Origin of the sequence: Streptacidiphilus sp. BW17 (assembly GCF_041262485.1) — a bacterium.
Taxonomy (GTDB): Bacteria; Actinomycetota; Actinomycetes; order Streptomycetales; family Streptomycetaceae; genus Streptacidiphilus.
In genome coordinates this window covers 33,562-51,649 of sequence record NZ_JBGCCR010000019.1, presented here as the reverse complement: position 1 = coordinate 51,649, position 18,088 = coordinate 33,562, and the positions used below count along the sequence as shown (strand labels likewise).

Below are 18,088 nucleotides of genomic sequence, written 5' to 3'. Positions count from 1 at the left end.
GGGAACTGCGCGACAAGCCACCCACCTAGTTGGCGCGCCGAACGGTCAGGGCCATCCGCACAGGGTGGTGTCTCGCGCAGTTCCCCGCGCCCCTGGTGGCTGCAGCACAAGGAGAGTGCACAGGTGCAGCTCAGCGATACAGCGGACGAGGCTGACTACCGTCGTCGTCTTCGCGAATGGCTCGGCAAGACCCTCCCCGAACTCCCGGCACCTCCAGATCCCTCCGACTGGCCGGGCCGCCGTTCCTACGACACGGCCTGGCAGCGGCGACTGTTCGACGCCGGGTACGCCGGCATCCACTGGCCAAAGGACGCCGGAGGCCGTGGCGCCTCGCCGTCCGAGCACCTGATCTTCCTTGAGGAGACCGAGCGCGCGGGCGCGCCCTACGTCGGGGCCAACTTCGTCGGCCTGCTGCACGCCGGGCCCACCATCGCCGCGGAAGGCACCCCCGCACAGCGTTCGCGCTTCCTGCCGCCGATCCTGCGCGGGGACGAGATCTGGTGCCAGGGGTTCAGTGAACCCGGCGCGGGCAGCGACCTCGCCGCCCTCCGCACCCGGGCCGTCCGGGACGGGGACGACTACGTCGTCACCGGCAGCAAGATCTGGACCTCGCACGCCGAAGTCGCCGACTGGTGCGAGCTGTTGGTCCGCACGGACCCCGACGCGCCCAAGCACCGGGGCATCAGCTGGCTGGCGATGCGGATGGACAGCCCGGGAGTCACCGTCCGGCCGTTGCGGACGCTGGCCGGGACGACCGAGTTCGCCGAGCTGTTCCTCGACGAGGTGCGGGTGCCGGTCGCCAACCGGGTCGGGGAGGAGAACGACGGGTGGCGGGTCACCATGGTCACCCTCTCCTTCGAGCGCGGGACGGCCTTCGCCGGCGAGGCCGTCGCCTGTCAGCGCGAGGTGCGTGAACTCGCCCGCGTCGCACGGCAGAACGGCGCCTGGGACGACCTGGAACTCCGCCGCGCGCTCGCCACGCTCGCCGCGGAGTTCACCGCGCTGTGGCGGCTGGTGCAGTGGAACGTGTCCGAGGCCGCGTCGCGCGGGGTGCCGGGCGCGGGCGGGAGCGTGTTCAAGCTGCGGTTCAGCGAGTCGCGGCAGCGTCTCCAGGACCTGGCCGCCCGCGTCGTCGGCGCGGAGGCGCTGGTGGACGGGCCGTGGACGGCGCAGCGGTTGCAGGGCCTCTCCTACACCATCGCCGCCGGGACCTCGCAGATCCAGCGCACCATCGTCGCCCAGCGCATTCTGGGCCTGCCGAAGGGACGGTGACGATGCACTTCCAACTGACCGACGACCAGCGCGCCCTCCAAGCGGGCCTGCGCGACGTCCTGAAGGGTGGCGGCGTCGAGTGGAGCGAGCTGGTCGACGTCGGACTCTTCACGCTGCGCCTGCCGGAGGCGGACGGCGGGGTCGGGCTCGGGCTGCCGGAGGCGGTCCTCGCCTTCGAGGAGGCCGGGCGCGCCCTCGTCCCCGGGCCCTTGGTCGGCACGGAACTGGCCGCCACGCTCGGGCTGACCGGCCGCGCCGAGGTGGTCCGCGTCCCCGCACGCGGCACGCTGCTCGTCCCGCACCTGCCGACGCTCGCCCAGGTTCTGCTCCTGGACGACCACGAGTTGACGGTCTTCGGCCCCGAGACGCTCGACGCCGAACCCGCCCGCGCCGTCGACCCGCAGACACCGCTCTGGCGCGTCACCGGACCGCTCCCCGCCCCGCGACAGCGCCTCGACCCACCCACCGCGCACCGCATCGCCGCCGAGGCGACCCTGCTGACCGCCGCGCTCCAGGCGGGACTCGCCGCCCGCACGGTCGCGGACGCCGTCCGCTACGCCCAGCAGCGCGAGCAGTTCGGACAGCCGATCGGTGCGTTCCAGGCCGTGCAACACCTGTGCGCCGACATGCTGGCGCGCGCCGAGCTGGCCCGGGTCGCCGTCTACGCCGCGGCGGTCTCCGGCGACGCCGACGAGATCGCGGGGGCCAAGCTGCTCGCGGACGACGCGGCGGTGCACGGCGCGCGGGACTGTCTGCAGGTCCACGGCGGTATGGGGTTCACCTGGGAGGCCTCGGTGCACCTGCTGCTCAAGCGGGCCTGGGCCTGGGAGCAGGCCTGCGCTGACCGCGACCGGTGCCTCGACCAGTTGGCCACCGGGCTGGCCGACGGGCTTGCTGAACACTTGTAGGAAGGGTGGTTTTGCCGCGACGCCCCCCAGTTTCCGGGCGTCGCGGCGCGCGTCGATTACGCTCACGGGAGTGCGCAGCAAGCAGTGCGTCCTGGGTTGCGGAGCGGCCGGGGCAGTATGCACCTCCGGGCGGCTCCTCGACTGGAATATGCCCGAAGACCATGCGGGTCGGCATGGCGCCGGATCATCCTTGGACGCAAACGCGCCGGTACGCGGCTCGCGCGGTCGCTCGGCCCGGTTGATCCCGCAAGCACGGGTGGTGTGACGAGTGCAGGTGCAGGCACAGGTGCTTCAGGTCCAGACGGCGGTCCAGGCCGACCCGGCAGAAGTGGGTCGCGCCCGCCGTTGGGCGCGTAGCCGTCTCACCGGCTGCGGCTTCGCGCCGGACGCCCCGATCGCGGAGACCCTGGTCCTGGTCGTCTCTGAACTGGTCACCAACGCGGTGGTGCACACGGGTTCGCCGGCCGTGCTCCGGTTGGTCTTCCCCGTCGGCGGCGACGCCGGGCACCGGCCGGTCCGGATCGAGGTCACCGACGCCTCCGACGTGCCGCCCGCGCCGCGTGCCGCCGCCGACGAGTCGACCAACGGACGCGGGCTGGAGCTGGTCAGTTTTCTGACGGCCCGTTGGGGCTGGTTCCCGGACGGCAGCGGCAAGCGGGTCTGGTGCGAACTGGCGCCGGACGCCGAGTGCCCGGCCGCCGGGCTCGCCTTCGACACCGAGGCCCTGCTGGCCGCAGAGCTCTGACAACCAGCAGGTGGCGTGGCGCGGTTGATCGACAGACAGAGCGGGAACGGGGACGGGGTGAACGCTACGACCTCGTCGGCTGCGACTTCGTGGGACGCGACGGAGGTCGTCCGCGCACTCGAAGGCGTCATCGACATCGAGTGGGCCGCCGACCGGTCCTGGGCGTTGCCCTGGCGGCTGCCCGTCGCCGATCTCGACCTGCACCACCCGGCGGTGGTGCTGCCCGCCATGTGCCCGAGCGGCGTCCGGCTGAGGGTGCGCACCGCGTCCACCCGGCTGCTGCTGGATGCGGAGTCCGTGCAACTCCAGGGCGGTCCGGTCTTCGAGGCCTGGTGCGACCTGTCCGTCGACGGCGAGCTGGTGCGCTCCACCGCGCTCGGCGTGGCCGGAGCGGTCTTCGGCGGGCTGCCCGCCGGGACGAAGGACGTCGAGATCGCGTTGCCCATCGCGCCCGCCGTACGGCTGCGCGGACTGCGTGCGCTCGACGGCGCGGCGCTGCACCCCTCGCCCGACGCGCGCCCACGCTGGACCGTCTACGGCAGCAGCATCACCCACGGCTGTGCCGCCACCCCGACGCAGACCTGGCCGGCCACGGCGGCACGGCTGCTCGACCGCAACCTGACCAATCTCGGTTACGGTGGCGGCTGCCTGCTCGACCCGCTGGTCGGGCGAATGCTGGCAAAACACCCAGCCGATTTCATGACGTTGGAACTCGGTATCAACGTCTACAACACGGCTGCTCTGCGCGAACGAACCTTCGCGCCCGCTGTGCACGGGCTGTTGGCCGAAATTCGCTCCCGTCGACCCGATCTTCCGATCACCGTTGTCGGACCGGTGTTCGGCGGCGAACGAGAGACCGAACTTGCGGACGGAATGCTGGAGCGCTTCGGTGATCTCACGCTCTCTCAGCTGCGCGGCGCGCTCCAGCGCGCCGTGGAACTGCTCCGCAAACGCGGCGACACCGCGCTGACCTGGACGGACGGCCGCAAACTCTGCTCCGCTGCGGACGCCGCCCGCGGCGTGCTGCCGGACGGTCTGCACCCGGACGCCGCACACCAGCAGGAGATGGGACGCCGATACGCCGCGGCCGAGACCGGCGGGTGACGGTGTTGCAGCAGGTTTGACTCCGGATACGGCAACGAACGGATGAAGTCTCAAACCGTACGCAACCAATCCGAATTCCGGACAAGCCATTGACGTGAAGTGTCCGCCTGATCACGCTTGGATTCAGCGATTCGTTGCGAGGGGACGTCAAGGGCGCCCGGTCCGTTGTGCTGCCCGCATCCTTGGCGAGTGCGAATCGTGTCGACGCTGGTCAGGGTCCAGGCGTCGACGGGGGCGCCCCCGACCGCAGGTCGGGGGAGAGGTGGCGGGGCGCCGTGCCGCGTGGAGAAGAACCGCGCACGGCGCCGCGCCACCCCCGAACCACCGAGAGCCGCTGTGTGAGCGTTACTTCACCGCGATCGGCGCCACCGGCGCGCCCACGCCGCCCGTGAACGGCTCCGGCGGTGCGGCGAGCAGGAACTCGTGGACGCCGTCCTCGGCGCAGTCCGCCGCCAGCCCCTCCAGGTTCCAGTTCTGGCCCTGCATCATGCCCATCTCCACCAGATCCAGGGCGTGGACGGGCAGATAGAGGCCCTCGATCTCGGGCGGGAAGATCTCGAAGGTGAGCGTGTCGTTGGCCACGGCCACCACGTCCCGGTCGTGGAACCACTCGGGGCAGCGCAGGCCGAGGCCGGGAGAGGGGAAGGCGTAGGCGTCGCGGTCGCCGCCCAGGTAGAGCTGGATCTGGCCGGTCCGGATCAGCACCACGTCCCCGGCCCGGACCTGCGTCCCGGCCGCCTCCTCCGCCGCGTCCAGGTCCTCGGGGGTGACCACGTGGTCGGCGGGCAGCCGGCCGACGCCGTGCACGCGGGCGATGTCCAGCAGCACGCCGCGGGTGACCAGCGGCGTCGTCTTCTCGATGCCGGAGCGGGTGGCGCCCTCCTGGGCGTTGATGGAGTCGGCGGGGCGGTTGTTGTAGATCCGGCCGCCGTGGCTGACATGGCCGAGGCCGTCCCAGTGGGTGCCCGCCTGCAGGCCGAGCGTGGCCACGTCGTCGCTTGTGGCGATGGAACCCGGCCCGAACATCTCGAAGTTGAGCGCGACCAGGCTGTGCAGCGGGTTGACCCGGCCCGGGATCATCCCGTTCTGCACGCCCTGCTGCTGCAACGGCAGGGCGAGCTCGAACCGCTTGCCGGTGCGGACGCAGGCGGCCGCGGCGCGGACGACCTCCGGCGTGATCAGGTTCAGCGTGCCGATCTCGTCCTCGGCGCCCCAGCGTCCCCAGTTGGAGATGCGCTTGGCGATGTCCCGGAACGCCTCGAAGTCGCTGGGTGCGGGCATGCGCTTCGCCTCCTCTTCCCGATCTCCTCGAAGGTCTCTTCCCGTTCGTCTCTTCTCGCTCCTAGAATCTAACGGTCCGTCAGATTCTTGAGGAGGGGTACGGCGTGGCTGAATTCCTGCGCGACAAGGTGGTTGCGGTGACCGGGGCCGGACGCGGCATCGGGCGTGCGGTGGCGCTCGCCTGTGCCGCCGAGGGCGCGAAGGTCGTGGTCAACGACTACGGCGTCGGCATCGACGGCTCCGCACCGACCAGCGAGGTGGCGGACGAGGTGATCAAGGAGATCGAGGCGGCGGGCGGCGAGGCGATCGCCGTCGCCGACGACATCGCCACCATGGCGGGCGGCGAACGCGTCGTGCGCGCGGCCGTAGAGGCCTTCGGGCGGCTCGACGGCGTGGTCTGCGTGGCCGGCATCCTGCGCGAGCGGATGCTCTTCAACATGTCCGAGGAGGAGTGGGACCCGGTCATCGCCACCCACCTCAAGGGCACCTTCACCGTCTTCCGCGCCGCCTCCGCGCTGATGCGCAAGCAGGGCGGCGGCACGCTGATCGGCTTCACCAGCGGCAACCACCAGGGGTCGGTCAGCCAGGCCAACTACAGCGCGGCCAAGGGCGGCATCATCTCGCTGGTCCGCAGCGCGGCCCTGGGGCTGAACAAGTACGGCGTGACGGCCAACTGCGTGGCCCCGGTGGCGCGCACCCGGATGTCGGCCAACGTCCCGATGGAGCTCAAGGAGATCGGCGAGCCGGAGGACGTGGCGGCGCTGGTGGTCTACCTGCTCTCCACACAGGCCAGGGAGATCACCGGCCAGGTCTACACCGTGGCCGGTCCGAAGATCGCGGTCTGGGCGCAGCCCCGCGAACTCCGGGCGATGTACGCGGAGTCGGGCAGCTGGACGCCGGAGCGCATCGCCGACTTCCTCCCCGGCACCGTCGGCGTCGACCCGATGCCGATGCTGGCGCAGCTGGAGGCGATGGCCAAGGCCGCCGCCTCCGACGAGCGTCCCAACGCGTAGCGGACGGCGGGTGGTTGGCGATGGATTTCGGGTTCGAGGCGGCGGACGAGGAGTTCCGCGCACGCGCGAGGGAGTGGTTTGCCGCACGGCTCGGTCCGGGCGGTGCGTTCGCCGACCTGCGCGGGGTCAAGACCCCCGAGGACGCCGGGCGACGCCGGGCCTGGGAACGGGAGCTGGGCGCGGGCGGCTGGATCGGCCTGGGCTGGCCGGACGGCAGCCTGACCCGACAGGTCGTCTGGTTCGAGGAGTACGCCCGTGCCCAGGCCCCGGACCCGCTCGGCATCGTGGGCGAGCAACTGCTCGCCCCGACGCTGCTGGCCCACGGCACGGACCAGCAGCGCGAGCGCTACCTGCCGGGCATCGCCTCGGGCGAGGCGATCTGGTGCCAGGGCTACAGCGAACCTGGCGCGGGCTCGGATCTGGCGGCCGTCCGGACCTCGGCGGTCCCGGCCGGGGACGGTTCCGGGGACTGGCTGGTCACCGGGCAGAAGACCTGGACCTCGCTGTCGCAGTGGGCGGACTGGTGCTTCGTCCTGGCCCGGACCGAGCCCGGCTCGCAGCGCCACGCCGGCCTCAGCCTGCTGCTGCTCCCCATGGACCAGGGCCCGCGGATCGAGGTCCGCCCGATCCGGCAGCTCAACGGCGTCAGCGAGTTCAGTGAGGTCTTCTTCGACCAGGCCCGTGCCGTCGACGTGCTCGGCGCGGTCGGCGACGGCTGGCGGATCGCCATGACGCTGCTCTCGTTCGAGCGCGGCGCGGGCATGTTGGGCCGTCAGATCGGTTACGCGCGCGACCTGGACGCGGTCCTGCGCGCGGCGGCGCTGACCGGCGCGGACCGTGACCCGGTGCTGCGCGAGGCGCTGACCCGCCAGTGGGCGGAGCTCCAGGTGATGCGGGCCAATGCGCTCCGCACGCTCGGCACGGCCGAGCCGGCCACGGCGGCGGTGGCCAAGCTGGTGTGGGCGGGCTGGCACCAGCGGCTCGGCGAGCTGGCCGTCCAGGTCCAGGGCCTGCCCGGCGCGTTCGCGGACGGTCGGCCCCATGAGGCCGACGGCTACCCGCTCACGGCCGCCCAGCACACCCTGCTCTTCTCACGCGCCGACACCATCTACGGCGGCAGCGACCAGATCCAGCGGAACATCATCGCCGAGCGCGTCCTCGGACTGCCCCGAGGCTGACCTGCGCCGACGCCCCACAATGCAGAAGGACGTGCTTCGCATGACCGACAAGCACCGGCTCTTCATCGACAACACCTGGCGCGAGGGCGGCGCCGGGACCTACCCGATCATCAACCCCGGCACCGAGTCCCTGGTCGGCCACGCCCCCGAGGCGTCCGCCACGGACGTCGCCGCCGCGATCGCCGCCGCGCGGCGGGCGCAGAAGCACTGGGCTGCCACCTCGCCCAGCGCCCGGGCTGCCCTGCTGGAGCGGATCGCCGACCTGGTGCTGGAGCGCGCCGAGGACTTCGTGCCGCTGCTCCAAGCCGAGACCGGCGCGACCATCCGCGTCGCCGGAGCCATGCAACTGCCGGTCGTCGCCGACCGGTTCCGCCGCTACGCGCGCGGCGCGCTGGAGCCGACCGTCGACTCCTTCCCCGCGCACCCGGTTGCCGCGACGCCGCTCGCGGCGGGCGGGCTGACCAACGCCGCCGCCGCGCGGCGTCCCGTCGGGGTGGTCGGCTGCATCACCTCCTACAACTTCCCGATCGTCAACCTGGCCGGGAAGCTCGCGCCCGCACTGGCGATGGGCAACACCGTCGTCGCCAAGCCCGCGCCGCAGGACCCGCTGGCCTGCCTCAAGTTGGGCGAGATATTCCTTGAGGCGGGCGCGCCCGCCGGGATCTTCAACGTGGTGACGGACTCGGGTTCGGCCGCCGGTGCGGCGCTGGTCGCCTCGCCCGACGTCGACATGATCAGCTTCACCGGCTCGACCACCGTCGGCCGCCGGATCGCCACCGACGGCAGCGCGACGATGAAGCGCCTGCTGATGGAGCTGGGCGGCAAGGGCGCGGCCATCGTGCTGGAGGACGCCGACCTGGGCAAGGCGGTCATGGCCATCGGCTCGACCTGGGCGTTCCACTCGGGCCAGATCTGCACCGCGCCGACCCGCGCGCTGGTCCACCGCTCCCGCTACGACGACGTGGTGGCCGGCTTGGCGCAGTTCGCCGCACGGCTGCCGGTCGGCGACCCGTTGTCGCCGAAGACGGTGGTCGGCCCGGTGGTCTCGGCGGTCCACCGGGACCGCGTCGAGAGCTACATCGCCGGCGCGATCGGCGAGGGCGCGCGCCTGGTCACCGGCGGGACGCGCAAGGAGCACACCGCCGACGCGGCCGAACTGCCCGGCACCGGCTTCTTCGTCGCGCCGACCCTGCTGGCCGACGTGACCCCGGAGATGACCATCGCCCGCGAGGAGGTCTTCGGCCCGGTCGTCGTGGTGATCCCGTTCGACGACGAGGAGGAGGCCATCGCCATCGCCAACTCCACCGAGTTCGGCCTCTACGACTACGTCTTCACCGCCGACGCCGCTCGCGCCTACGCGCTGGCCGCCCGGCTGCGCACCGGGAACGTCGGCATCAACACCGCACAGCGCCACCCGGAGACGCCGTTCGGCGGCTTCAAGCAGAGCGGCGTCGGCCGCGACGGGGGCTCCTACGGTCTCCACGCCTACAGCGAGCAGCAGGCCGTCGTCTGGCAGTCCTGAGCCAACAAAGGAGTGGATCAGCATGAAGGGCGTCATCTTCGACGGCAAGGCCCCACAGGTGGTGGACGACCTGACGGTGCGTGAGCCGGGTCCGGGCGAGGTCATAGTGAAGATCGCGGCGGCGGGCCTCTGCCACAGCGACCTGTCCGTGATCGACGGGACCATCCCTTTCCCGGTCCCGGTGGTCCTCGGGCACGAGGGCGCGGGCACGGTCGAGTCGGTCGGCGAGGGGGTGACCCACGTCCAGCCGGGCGACCACGTCGCCCTCTCCACCCTCGCCAGCTGCGGCACCTGCCGCGAGTGCGGACGCGGGCGGCCGACCATGTGCCGCAAGGCGATCGGCATGCCGGGCAAGCCGTTCACCCGGGACGGTCAGCCGCTCTACAACTTCGCCTCCACGTCCGTCTTCGCGGAGCGGACGGTGGTCAAGGCGGTTCAGGTGGTACCGATCGACCCGGCCATCCCGTTCACCTCGGCGGCGCTGATCGGCTGCGGGGTGCTGACCGGTGTGGGCGCGGTGCTGAACCGCGCCAAGGTGGACATCGGCGACACCGTCGCGGTGATCGGCTGCGGCGGCATCGGCCTCAACGTCATCCAGGGCGCGCGGATCGCGGGCGCCTCGCGGATCATCGCCATCGACGCGGTGGCGGAGAAGGAGTCCATCGCCCGCACCTTCGGCGCGACGGACTTCGTCGACGCCCGCGCCGTCGACGACACGGTGGCGGCGGTCCGCGCGCTGGTCCCGTACGGGGTGGACCACGCCTTCGAGTGCGTCGGCCCGACGAAGCTCACCCGGCAGGCCATCGACATGATCGACCGGCATGGGCAGGCGGTCCTGCTGGGCATGCCCGGTGTCGAGGCCGAGGCGCAGTTCCGCCCGGCGGAGCTGTTCCTGGACAAGTCCATCCTGGGCTGCCGGTACGGGTCGTCCCGACCGCAGCGTGACATCGCCCGGTACGCCCAGCTGTACGGCGCGGGGCGCCTGTTGCTCGACGAGCTGGTCACCTGCACGTTCCCTGTCGAGGCGTTCGAGGAGGCGGCGGAGGCGACGCACACGGGCGGGGTCGCCCGCGCGGTCCTGACCTTCTGAGGGGCCTTTCGCTCCCGCAAGTGGTTGCCCTATCAGGGGCGCGGGGAGCTGCGCGGCAAGCCACCCTGTGTGGTGAGTCCTCGAGCTGACAGGGCCATCCGCACAGGGTGGTTGCTCGCGCAGTTCCTCGCGCCCCTAGGTGTTCAGTCTTCTTGCAGGAGCCGGAACCCGCTGCGGTAGAACACCAACGGCCCCGCCTCCCCGCCGCGTGGCGCAGCCAACTCGCGGACCCGGCCCAGGACGATCAGGTGGTCGCCACCCGTGTGCACGGCGTGCACCGTGCAGTCGACCCACGCCAACGCCCCGTCCAGCCGCGGCGATCCGGTCGCCGCGGACCGTTCCCACCCCACACCCGCGAACTTGTCCGCGCCCGTCGACGCACTCACCGCGAAGGACCGACACAACTCATGCTGGTCATGAGCCAGCACGTTGACGCAGAACGCGCCCGCCCTCGCGATGCGCGGCCAACTCGACGACGTGCGTGCCACGTTGAAGCAGACCAGCGGTGGATCCAGCGACAGCGAGGCGAAGGACTGGCACGCGAAGCCGACCGGGGACCCGTCCTCCGCCGCCGCGGTGATCACGGTGATGCCGGTCGCGAAGTGCCCCAACGCCTCGCGCATCGCGCGGGCGTCCGCCTCCAGCTCGGGCTCGCCCTCGACCACCGCGTGCAGCGGCGTCGCCATCGGACCGGCGCTCAAGGGCGCGCCGGTCTCTCGCAGGTAGCGGACCGCCGCCACCGCCATGCCTTCGTGCCCCATGGATTCCTCCGGGTGCTCTGCTACTGCCATGAGACCTGACGGCACGTCATCCCGTCAGGAAAACCACAAACGCCGGGACGGCGGCGGCCTCAGCGTCCCTCGAACCGGGCGCCCCGCCGTTCGACGAACGCCCGCACGCCCTCCTGGGCGTCGGCCGTCGTCATGTTGATCTCCTGGGCAACCGCCTCCGCCTCGAAGGCGGTCGCCCGGTCGGCGTCCAGCGAGGCGTTGACCAGCGCCTTGGTCAGCGCGAACGCGCGCGTCGGACCGGCGGCGAGCCGGTCCGCCCACTCCGTCGCCGCCTTCTCCAGCTCCTCGGCGGGCACGACCTTGTTGACCAGGCCCAGCCGTTCCGCGTCCGCGGCCCGCAGCTTGTCGCCGAAGAAGAGCAGCTCCTTGGCCCGCTGCGGTCCGACCAGCCGGGGCAGCAGATAGGCCGCGCCGCCGTCCGGTACCAGCCCGCGCTTGGCGAAGACCTGGAGCAGCGAGGCGTTCTCCGCCGCGACGACCAGGTCGCAGGCGAGCGCGAGCTGCGCCCCCACGCCCGCCGCCACGCCGTTGAGCGCGCAGAGGACCGGCTTCTCGCAGTCCAGCACGGCCGCGACCATCCGCTGCACGCCGCGCCGCAGCATCCGCGCCACGTCCCCGGCGACCCGCTCGCCGCCTCCCGCACCACCGCTCAGGTCCGCGCCGGAGCAGAACGCCCGCCCGGCCCCGGTCAGCACGACCACCCGCACGGCCGGATCGGCGGACGCCGCCTCCAGCTCGGTGATCAGCCGCTCCCGCATCGCGGCGGTGATCGCGTTCAGCGCCTCGGGCCGGTTCAGCGTCAGCCGCCTGATCCCACCGACCGTCTCGACCAGCAGCTCGCTCACCGCGCGCTCGCTCACCGCGCGCTCGCTCACCGCACGCTCGCTCACCGCACGCTCGCTCACCGGCACACCGCCAACGCGTCCAACGCCACCGCTCCCTTGCCCCGTTCCAGCACCACCAGCGGGTTGATGTCCAGCTCGCCCAGGTCGTCGCCGAGTTCCAGCGCCATCCGCTGCACCCGCAGCACCACGTCCACCAGCGCGTCGACGTCCATCGGGGGCAGCCCGCGCACGCCCTCCAGCAGGGGCCAGCAGCGCAGTTCGCGCAGCATCGCGTGGACGTCCGCAGGGCCGAAGGGGGGGACCCGCACGGCGGTGTCGCGCAGCACCTCGACGAAGACGCCGCCCATGCCCACCGTCACCGTCGGGCCGAAGGTGACGTCCCGGCCCATGCCGACGACCATCTCCACCCCCGCGCCGACCATCTGGCAGACCAGCACCCCGTCCAGCCGGGGTATCCCGGCCGCCCGCGCGTTGTCCGTCAGCTCGCGGAACGCGTCGCGGACCTGACTGGCGCTGGTGAGGCCGACCTTGACCAGGCCGAGCTCGGTCTTGTGGGCGACACCGGGTGCCGATCCCTTGAGCACCACGGGGTAGCCGACCACCCCGGCCGCCCGGACCGCGCCCGCCGCGCTGTTGACCAGTTGCTCGCGCGGCACTCGGATTCCGTAGGCGCGCAGCAGTTGCTTGGCGGCGAACTCGCTGAGCTGCTCACCGGGCTTCAGCACCCGCTGCGCCTTCGCCTTGCCCGCGCAGGACTCCTTCGGCGCGGCGTCGAAGGGGGAGTGGTAGTCGCTGACGAACTCGTGGTGCTTCAGGTAGGCCGCGACCGCCTTGACGCAGTTGCCGAAGGTGCGGAAGACCGCGACCCGCGACGAACCGAGCAGCGTGGTCCGGTACGCCTCCTCGGTCCCGAGCGGCGAGCCCCAGATGACGCAGACCAGCTTGTCCGTCGTCTCGGCGACCTCGACCAGGTCCTGCGCCAGCTTGTCGCTCATCGGCGGGAAAGGGCCGGTGATCGGGCAGATCAGCACGCCGACGTCGGGGTCGGCCAGGATCGCGTCGAGGATCTTCCGGCCACGCCAGTCGCCCACCGGGTGGCCGCCGTTGTCGACGGGGTTGGCCACGCTCAGGTACTCGGGGATCCACTGGTGCAGCTCGTCCTGCTTGGCCTGGCCGAGCCGCGGCAGGGTGAGTCCGGCCGACGAGGCCATGTCGGCGAGGTGTGCTCCGGTCCCCCCGGAGATGGAGTAGACGACCACGCCCGGCGCCGTCGGCGGCTTGGCCCGCGCCAACAGGGCGGCGGTGTCCTGGAGTTCGTCCAGTCCGTCCACCCGGATCACGCCGTACTGCTTGAACGCCGCGTCCACCACGTCGTCCGCGCCGGTCAGCTTGCCGGTGTGGGACTGCGCCATCCGCGCGCCCTCGTCGGTGCGGCCGACCTTGACCGCGACCACCGGGACGCCGCGCCGGGCCGCGTGGTCGGCGGCGAGCAGGAAGCCGCGACCGTCCTTGATCCCCTCGATGTAGGCGGCGATCGCGCCGATCTCCGGCTGGTCGGCGAACCACTGGACGAAGTCGGCGACTTCGAGGTCCGCCTCGTTGCCGGTCGGCGCCCAGTGGCTCAGCCGGATGCCGAGCTCCTGGAGAGTGAAGAGCGGACGACCCTGGTGGCCGCTCTGGGTGATCAGCGCGATGGCCGGTCCGGTCAGGTCGTCGCGGAACCGCTCGAACGCGTTGAGGTTGGTGTTCGGGCCGAGCAGCCGCAGCCCGGTCGGCGCGTCCGCGATCAACTGCTCCAGGCGGAGCTGGGCCGCCTGGCCCTCCTCGCCGGTCTCGGCGAAGCCGGAGGCGAACGCGACCGCGAACCGCACCTTGGCCTCGATCAACTGCGGCACCACCGCGGCCGGGTCGGCCAGCAGGATCACCGCCAGGTCGATCGGGTCCTCGCCGGGCTCGGACGGGATGGACGCGAGGTCGGGATAGCAGGGCAGTCCGTCGACCGTCTCCCGGCCGGGGTTGACCGCGTGCATCCGTGCGCCGACCCGCTCCGACCAGGCGCGCAACTGCCGGGTGATCCCGGTGTTGGGGCGGCCCGGTGTGTCCGACGCGCCGATGACGGCGACGGCGGTGGGGCGGAAGAAGCGGTCCAGGTCGACCGTTCGCGGGCGCAGGGGCCGGCCGCTCACGTCGGTGTCGGGGTCGGCGTTGATGTCCGGGTCCCGCATGGCTGCCTCCGATCCTGACTGTGGGCGGGCAAGAGAATCTGACGTACCATCAGATTACTGTCGGGGAAGCGTTGCAGGAAGAGTCCGGGGCCAGCCAACTGACGGAGCGTCAGTAAACCTGGCCGGAAGCTCGCAAGGGGTGACTTCGGGTGCAGACGGTGCACACGTACGGGTTGTCGGCCGGGCAGTGGTTCGCGGTGCTCCGCATCGGCCTGGGGCTGTGGTGGCTGGAGAGCTGGCGGCACAAGGACAAGAAGGGCTGGTTGCAGCGCTCCACCGGCATCGACTGGGCCAAGGACGTGGCCTCCCGCCACCGTTGGCCGTTCGTCCGCTCCTCCTTCGAGCGGATCGTCGCGCCCAGGCCCAAGGCGATGGCCTACGTCGTCGTCTTCGCGGAGCTGGCGCTGGGCCTCGGGCTGACCGTCGGGCTCCTCAGCCCGATCGCGCTGGCCTGCGGGCTGCTGCTCAACCTCCTCTACTTCGTGCTGATGATCCACGACTGGGCCGAGCAGGGGCAGAACCTGATGATGGCGCTGGGCTCCCTGGTCTGCCTGCTGGCCATGAGCTGGCAGTGCTGGTCGCTGGACCGCGTCCTCCACCTCTTCGGCGCGTGACCCGCCGCTTTCGTTCCTTGCCGTCCTTCGTACTCCGGGAGCTGACACCGTGACGACCGCGCCCCACCGCACCGACCTGCCGGAACCCGACGCCTTCACCCAGCCGTACTGGGACGCTGCCGCCGCCTCTCCGGGGCAGTTGCTGCTGCGCCGCTGCGCCGCCTGCGGCCGGGCGCACCACTACCCGCGCGAGTTCTGCCCGCACTGCTGGAGCGAGGACGTCCGCTGGGAACCTGCCACCGGGCGGGCGACGCTCTATACCTGGTCCGTTGTCCACGCCAACGACCTGCCGCCGTTCCGGGAGCGGGTCCCCTATGTCGCCGCAGTGGTCGAGTTGGCGGAGGGCCCGCGGATGATGACGACGCTGGTCGACTGCGAACCGAAGCGTCTTCAGGTCGGTATGCCGCTTCTGGTCGCCTTCGCGGCGTTTGCGGCTGACGGTCAGCCGGGTCCCAAGGTCCCCGTCTTCCGTCCCGAGGTGGGGGTGAGCTGACGGGGCGACCGGGTGACGGCGTGAACCTGAGCGGCTGCTGTGAGCTTAGACACATCGGGTGATGTGTGTGCGGACGGACACCGTCCGCGATCCGGCCCGGTCGGCGGTGCGTCAGCGGCGCGGGGCACGAGCGTGCCGTCGGCTGATCCGGGCTCAAAAACGGGCTTGCCGCCGCATGCCGCTGCCGCTGGTGATCACTCGATGGGGGTAGCGTGACGCGGGTGATGCCGGCGCAGCAGGGTGCCGGCGGACGACCCGAAGGGTGGCTGCACGGCGGCTCCACGGTCCGCGTCACGTCGATCAGCTGCGAGGATCCCCTCTATGTCCAGCCACGTCCGAACCGGCTCCGCGTCGTACCAGGCCGCCCCGGCGGCTGAGGGCGCCCCGCGTCCCACGCGCGCCCAGGCCCGTGCGGCGGCCCGTGCCCGGGCACGGCGCAAGCGGCTGCGTCGTACGAGCTTCCTCGGCGTGGGCTCGGTCGCAGCGGTCGCGGTGATGGCGGTGGCCGGTCTGCTGCCTCCCCACCACACGGACGGCGCCGACGCGCAGGCGGCCGCCAGCGCGGCGCCGGTGCCCGCGCGGACGGGTCAGGGGGACTCCTCCCGTTCCGCCGACCGCGCCGCGCCCGCGTCGGAGCTGCGGCAACTGCCGGGCCTCGGCCAGGGTTTCCTGAGCAAGGTCCCCGCCGACGCGCAGCAGGTCCTGCTGGTCACCGGCAGGGGCAAGAACCAGAACACCGGCACCGCGGTCCTCTACACCCGTGCCGCCGACGGCAGCTGGCTCGCCGGCCCGACCTGGGCCGCCCGCAATGCCCTCGACGGCTGGACCACCGACCACCACGCGGGCGACCTGCACAGCCCGATCGGCGTCTTCAGCCTGACCGACGCCGGCGGTCTGGACGCGAACCCCGGCACCAAGCTGCCGTACCTGCACTCCACGGCGTTCACGTCACCGGGCACCGGCTTCGAGGGCGAGTCGCTGGCCGACGCGTTCGACTACGTGGTCGCGATCAACTACAACCACGTCCCCGGCACCACGCCGCTGAGCCCCGAGCGGCCGATGGGCACGTCGCGCGGCGGCGGCATCTGGGTCCACGTCGACCACGGCGGCCCGACGCACGGCTGCGTCGCGCTGGCCAAGCCGGACATGGCGATACTGCTCCGGGACCTGGACCCGAACAAGCACCCGGTCATCGTGATGGGCGACGCGGCCTCGCTGGCCCAGTAGCAGCAAGCGCTTTGTCCGGGATCTACAGCTACGACACGTCGATCCTGTCCCTAGCATCTTCGGCGACCCGTCGGTAACCGGCTTGAGTGGGAGCATGAACGGTTCCCGCATCGTCGCGCTGGGCCATTACCAGCCGTCCAAGGTGCTCACCAACGACGACCTCGCCGCCATGGTGGAGACCAACGACGAGTGGATCACCTCGCGCGTCGGGATCCGCACCCGCCACATCGCCGCCCCCGACGAGACCGTGGCCGACCTGGCCACCCGCGCCGCCGCGAAGGCCCTGGCGACCAGCGGCTTCGACGCCGTCTCGGTCGACCTGGTCGTCGTCGCGACCTGTACGGCCATGGACCGCAGCCCCAACACGGCCGCCCAGGTCGCGGCCCGTCTCGGCATCCCCGCCCCGGCGGCGTTCGACATCAACACGGTCTGCTCCGGCTTCTCCTACGCCCTGGCCACCGCCGACCACGCGCTGCGCGCCGGCGCAGCGACCCGGGCGCTGGTGATCGGCGCGGAGAAGATGTCGGACACGGTCGACTGGACCGACCGCAGCACCTGCGTGATCTTCGCCGACGGCGCGGGCGCGGCCGTCCTGGAAGCGACCGACACAGACGCCGGAACGGCCCCGGGCATCGGCCCGGTCGTCTGGGGCTCGGACCCCAGCCGCGGCGACGCTGTCCGGATCGACGGCTGGGACCCGACCATCAGCCAGCAGGGCCAGACCGTCTTCCGCTGGGCGACCACCCAGATCGCCCCGATCGCCCGCGAGGCCTGCGAACGCGCGGGCATCCGCACGGACGAGCTGGCGGCCTTCGTCCCGCACCAGGCCAACCTGCGCATCATCGACGCCATCGCCGGCCGCCTCGGCCTCTCCCCGGACGCGGTCGTCGCCCGCGACGTCGTCGACTCCGGCAACACCTCGGCGGCCTCCGTGCCGCTCGCCCTCTCCAAGCTGGTCGAACGCGGCGAGATCCCCTCCGGCGCCCCGGTCCTCCTCTTCGGCTTCGGCGGCGGTCTGGCCTACGCCGGCCAGGTGGTCCGCTGCCCCTGAGCGCGGAGCGCCGAAGTCCGACTCGGGCCGGATCAGGCGCTCTTCGCGTGCTCCACGAACTCAACCCGCAGTTCGAGGCCGAGGGCCTCGGCGAGCCGGTCGAGCAGCGGCAGCGTGGGCACGGCGCCTCCGGCCTCGAAGCGGGCGACGGCGGACTGCGTCATGTCGGCCCTGCGGCCGAGCTCGGACTGGGAAATCCCCAGTTCCGCCCGGCGGCGGCGGACTGCCTCGCCGAGTTCGAAGCGCAACCGCGCTGCGGCGTAGGCCTCCTGGACGATGGGGGAGGCGGCCCGTGCCTTCTTGGCCTCGGACAAGGTCATCCTGGTCTCGGCGGTCATGACTGCGGCTCCTCCTCGTCGAGCGTGTGTGCCTCGCGGCGGCACCTCTCCAGTGCCCTCTTCGCCCGCTCGACCTCCGCCCGTTCGCGCATGCGGGTCTTCGCGAAGACGGTCAGCATGATGATTCTCCGCCCTGGCGCGATCCAGTAGGTGAGCCGTGTCTGCTCGCCGCCACAGTAGAAACGCAGCTCTCGCAGCTTGCCGTCCAGTTGGCGCGTGTAGGGCTCACTCAGCAGGGGACCCCGTTCCTCCAGTAGGTCGAGATGCATCAATGCTTGCGCCCAGCGTTGGTCGTCGAGCGACGCGAGCCACTCAGCGACCTCTGCCTCCAGTTCCACGATACCCCAGCCCATAGCGTTGATGCTATGGGCTGGGGTCTTCGCTGAAACCT

Annotated in this window: 18 protein-coding genes; 12 read left to right on the top strand and 6 right to left on the bottom strand. The window is 71.9% G+C overall.

From position 1 onward, the window contains the following. Nucleotides 1–123 precede the first annotated feature (123 nt). The 4 genes from ABH940_RS22745 (at nt 124) to ABH940_RS22730 (ending at nt 4,029) form a co-directional block, all read left to right on the top strand. Complete coding sequence (locus ABH940_RS22745; RefSeq protein ID WP_370061665.1) at nt 124–1,272, top strand: acyl-CoA dehydrogenase family protein; 1,149 nt, start codon at nt 124–126, stop codon at nt 1,270–1,272. A gap of 2 nt (nt 1,273–1,274) precedes the next feature. Next, on the top strand, nt 1,275–2,180 hold the full coding sequence (locus ABH940_RS22740; RefSeq protein ID WP_370106070.1) for an acyl-CoA dehydrogenase family protein: 906 nt from the start codon (nt 1,275–1,277) through the stop codon (nt 2,178–2,180). A gap of 286 nt (nt 2,181–2,466) precedes the next feature. After that, nucleotides 2,467–2,925 (top strand): ATP-binding protein, encoded by a 459-nt coding sequence (locus ABH940_RS22735; RefSeq protein ID WP_370061661.1) that lies wholly within the window; start codon nt 2,467–2,469, stop codon nt 2,923–2,925. 57 nt (nt 2,926–2,982) lie between these two features. Beyond that, nucleotides 2,983–4,029 carry a GDSL-type esterase/lipase family protein gene (locus ABH940_RS22730; RefSeq protein WP_370106069.1) on the top strand — a complete coding sequence of 349 codons (1,047 nt, stop codon included), beginning with the start codon at nt 2,983–2,985 and terminating at the stop codon, nt 4,027–4,029. 345 nt (nt 4,030–4,374) lie between these two features. On the opposite strand, the gene ABH940_RS22725 is transcribed toward ABH940_RS22730, so the two are convergent. Continuing rightward, complete coding sequence (locus ABH940_RS22725) at nt 4,375–5,310, bottom strand: cyclase family protein (protein WP_370061657.1); 936 nt, start codon at nt 5,308–5,310, stop codon at nt 4,375–4,377. Nucleotides 5,311–5,414: 104 nt separating this feature from the next. On the opposite strand from ABH940_RS22725, the gene ABH940_RS22720 reads away from it, so the two are divergent. Genes ABH940_RS22720 through ABH940_RS22705 form a run of 4 tightly spaced genes read left to right on the top strand, consistent with a single transcriptional unit; the run spans nt 5,415 to nt 10,113 of the window. Next, the gene (locus tag ABH940_RS22720) at nt 5,415–6,323 is read left to right on the top strand and encodes an SDR family oxidoreductase (RefSeq protein ID WP_370061654.1); all 909 of its coding nucleotides are present in this window, start codon (nt 5,415–5,417) and stop codon (nt 6,321–6,323) included. A 20-nt stretch (nt 6,324–6,343) separates the two neighbouring features. After that, nucleotides 6,344–7,501: an acyl-CoA dehydrogenase family protein gene (locus ABH940_RS22715; RefSeq protein WP_370061652.1), complete on the top strand. Its 1,158-nt coding sequence runs from the start codon at nt 6,344–6,346 to the stop codon at nt 7,499–7,501. A gap of 40 nt (nt 7,502–7,541) precedes the next feature. Next, entirely contained in the window at nt 7,542–9,023 is a 1,482-nt protein-coding gene (locus tag ABH940_RS22710; protein WP_370106068.1) for an aldehyde dehydrogenase, read from the top strand. A gap of 22 nt (nt 9,024–9,045) precedes the next feature. Then, nucleotides 9,046–10,113, top strand: coding sequence for a Zn-dependent alcohol dehydrogenase (locus ABH940_RS22705; RefSeq protein ID WP_370106067.1), 1,068 nt, complete (start codon nt 9,046–9,048; stop codon nt 10,111–10,113). Nucleotides 10,114–10,256: 143 nt separating this feature from the next. Here ABH940_RS22705 and ABH940_RS22700 read toward each other — a convergent pair whose 3' ends face one another. The 3 genes from ABH940_RS22700 to ABH940_RS22690 all read right to left on the bottom strand — a co-directional run bounded on the left by ABH940_RS22700 (nt 10,257) and on the right by ABH940_RS22690 (nt 13,974). Continuing rightward, nucleotides 10,257–10,874 (bottom strand): flavin reductase family protein, encoded by a 618-nt coding sequence (locus ABH940_RS22700; RefSeq protein WP_370061646.1) that lies wholly within the window; start codon nt 10,872–10,874, stop codon nt 10,257–10,259. Between the two features lie 89 nt (nt 10,875–10,963). After that, nucleotides 10,964–11,764, bottom strand: coding sequence for an enoyl-CoA hydratase/isomerase family protein (locus ABH940_RS22695; protein WP_370061899.1), 801 nt, complete (start codon nt 11,762–11,764; stop codon nt 10,964–10,966). 41 nt (nt 11,765–11,805) lie between these two features. Next, complete coding sequence (locus tag ABH940_RS22690) at nt 11,806–13,974, bottom strand: acetate--CoA ligase family protein (protein WP_370061644.1); 2,169 nt, start codon at nt 13,972–13,974, stop codon at nt 11,806–11,808. A gap of 158 nt (nt 13,975–14,132) precedes the next feature. Between ABH940_RS22690 and ABH940_RS22685 the strand changes: the two genes are divergently transcribed. The 4 genes from ABH940_RS22685 to ABH940_RS22670 all read left to right on the top strand — a co-directional run bounded on the left by ABH940_RS22685 (nt 14,133) and on the right by ABH940_RS22670 (nt 17,359). Further along, nucleotides 14,133–14,588 carry a DoxX family protein gene (locus ABH940_RS22685; protein ID WP_370106089.1) on the top strand — a complete coding sequence of 152 codons (456 nt, stop codon included), beginning with the start codon at nt 14,133–14,135 and terminating at the stop codon, nt 14,586–14,588. Nucleotides 14,589–14,637: 49 nt separating this feature from the next. After that, nucleotides 14,638–15,081: a Zn-ribbon domain-containing OB-fold protein gene (locus ABH940_RS22680; protein ID WP_370106066.1), complete on the top strand. Its 444-nt coding sequence runs from the start codon at nt 14,638–14,640 to the stop codon at nt 15,079–15,081. Between the two features lie 321 nt (nt 15,082–15,402). Next, the gene (locus ABH940_RS22675; RefSeq protein ID WP_370061639.1) at nt 15,403–16,308 is read left to right on the top strand and encodes a L,D-transpeptidase family protein; all 906 of its coding nucleotides are present in this window, start codon (nt 15,403–15,405) and stop codon (nt 16,306–16,308) included. Nucleotides 16,309–16,402: 94 nt separating this feature from the next. Then, nucleotides 16,403–17,359, top strand: a complete 957-nt coding sequence (locus ABH940_RS22670; protein WP_370061637.1) for a beta-ketoacyl-ACP synthase III — start codon at nt 16,403–16,405, stop codon at nt 17,357–17,359. Nucleotides 17,360–17,391: 32 nt separating this feature from the next. On the opposite strand, the gene ABH940_RS22665 is transcribed toward ABH940_RS22670, so the two are convergent. Both ABH940_RS22665 and ABH940_RS22660 read right to left on the bottom strand, forming a co-directional pair. After that, nucleotides 17,392–17,697 (bottom strand): helix-turn-helix domain-containing protein, encoded by a 306-nt coding sequence (locus ABH940_RS22665; protein ID WP_370061635.1) that lies wholly within the window; start codon nt 17,695–17,697, stop codon nt 17,392–17,394. Further along, the gene (locus ABH940_RS22660) at nt 17,694–18,050 is read right to left on the bottom strand and encodes a type II toxin-antitoxin system RelE/ParE family toxin (RefSeq protein ID WP_370106065.1); all 357 of its coding nucleotides are present in this window, start codon (nt 18,048–18,050) and stop codon (nt 17,694–17,696) included. The genes ABH940_RS22665 and ABH940_RS22660 overlap by 4 nt, the downstream gene beginning before the upstream one ends. Nucleotides 18,051–18,088: the final 38 nt, after the last annotated feature.

Coding starts and splice junctions, on each gene's coding strand:
- ABH940_RS22690 (WP_370061644.1), bottom strand. CDS start 13,974: ATGCGGGACCCGGACATCAACGCCGACCCCGACACCGACGTGAGCGGC.
- ABH940_RS22660 (WP_370106065.1), bottom strand. CDS start 18,050: ATGGGCTGGGGTATCGTGGAACTGGAGGCAGAGGTCGCTGAGTGGCTC.
- ABH940_RS22665 (WP_370061635.1), bottom strand. CDS start 17,697: ATGACCGCCGAGACCAGGATGACCTTGTCCGAGGCCAAGAAGGCACGG.
- ABH940_RS22705 (WP_370106067.1), top strand. CDS start 9,046: ATGAAGGGCGTCATCTTCGACGGCAAGGCCCCACAGGTGGTGGACGAC.
- ABH940_RS22740 (WP_370106070.1), top strand. CDS start 1,275: ATGCACTTCCAACTGACCGACGACCAGCGCGCCCTCCAAGCGGGCCTG.
- ABH940_RS22675 (WP_370061639.1), top strand. CDS start 15,403: ATGTCCAGCCACGTCCGAACCGGCTCCGCGTCGTACCAGGCCGCCCCG.
- ABH940_RS22700 (WP_370061646.1), bottom strand. CDS start 10,874: ATGGGGCACGAAGGCATGGCGGTGGCGGCGGTCCGCTACCTGCGAGAG.
- ABH940_RS22670 (WP_370061637.1), top strand. CDS start 16,403: ATGAACGGTTCCCGCATCGTCGCGCTGGGCCATTACCAGCCGTCCAAG.
- ABH940_RS22710 (WP_370106068.1), top strand. CDS start 7,542: ATGACCGACAAGCACCGGCTCTTCATCGACAACACCTGGCGCGAGGGC.
- ABH940_RS22725 (WP_370061657.1), bottom strand. CDS start 5,310: ATGCCCGCACCCAGCGACTTCGAGGCGTTCCGGGACATCGCCAAGCGC.
- ABH940_RS22715 (WP_370061652.1), top strand. CDS start 6,344: ATGGATTTCGGGTTCGAGGCGGCGGACGAGGAGTTCCGCGCACGCGCG.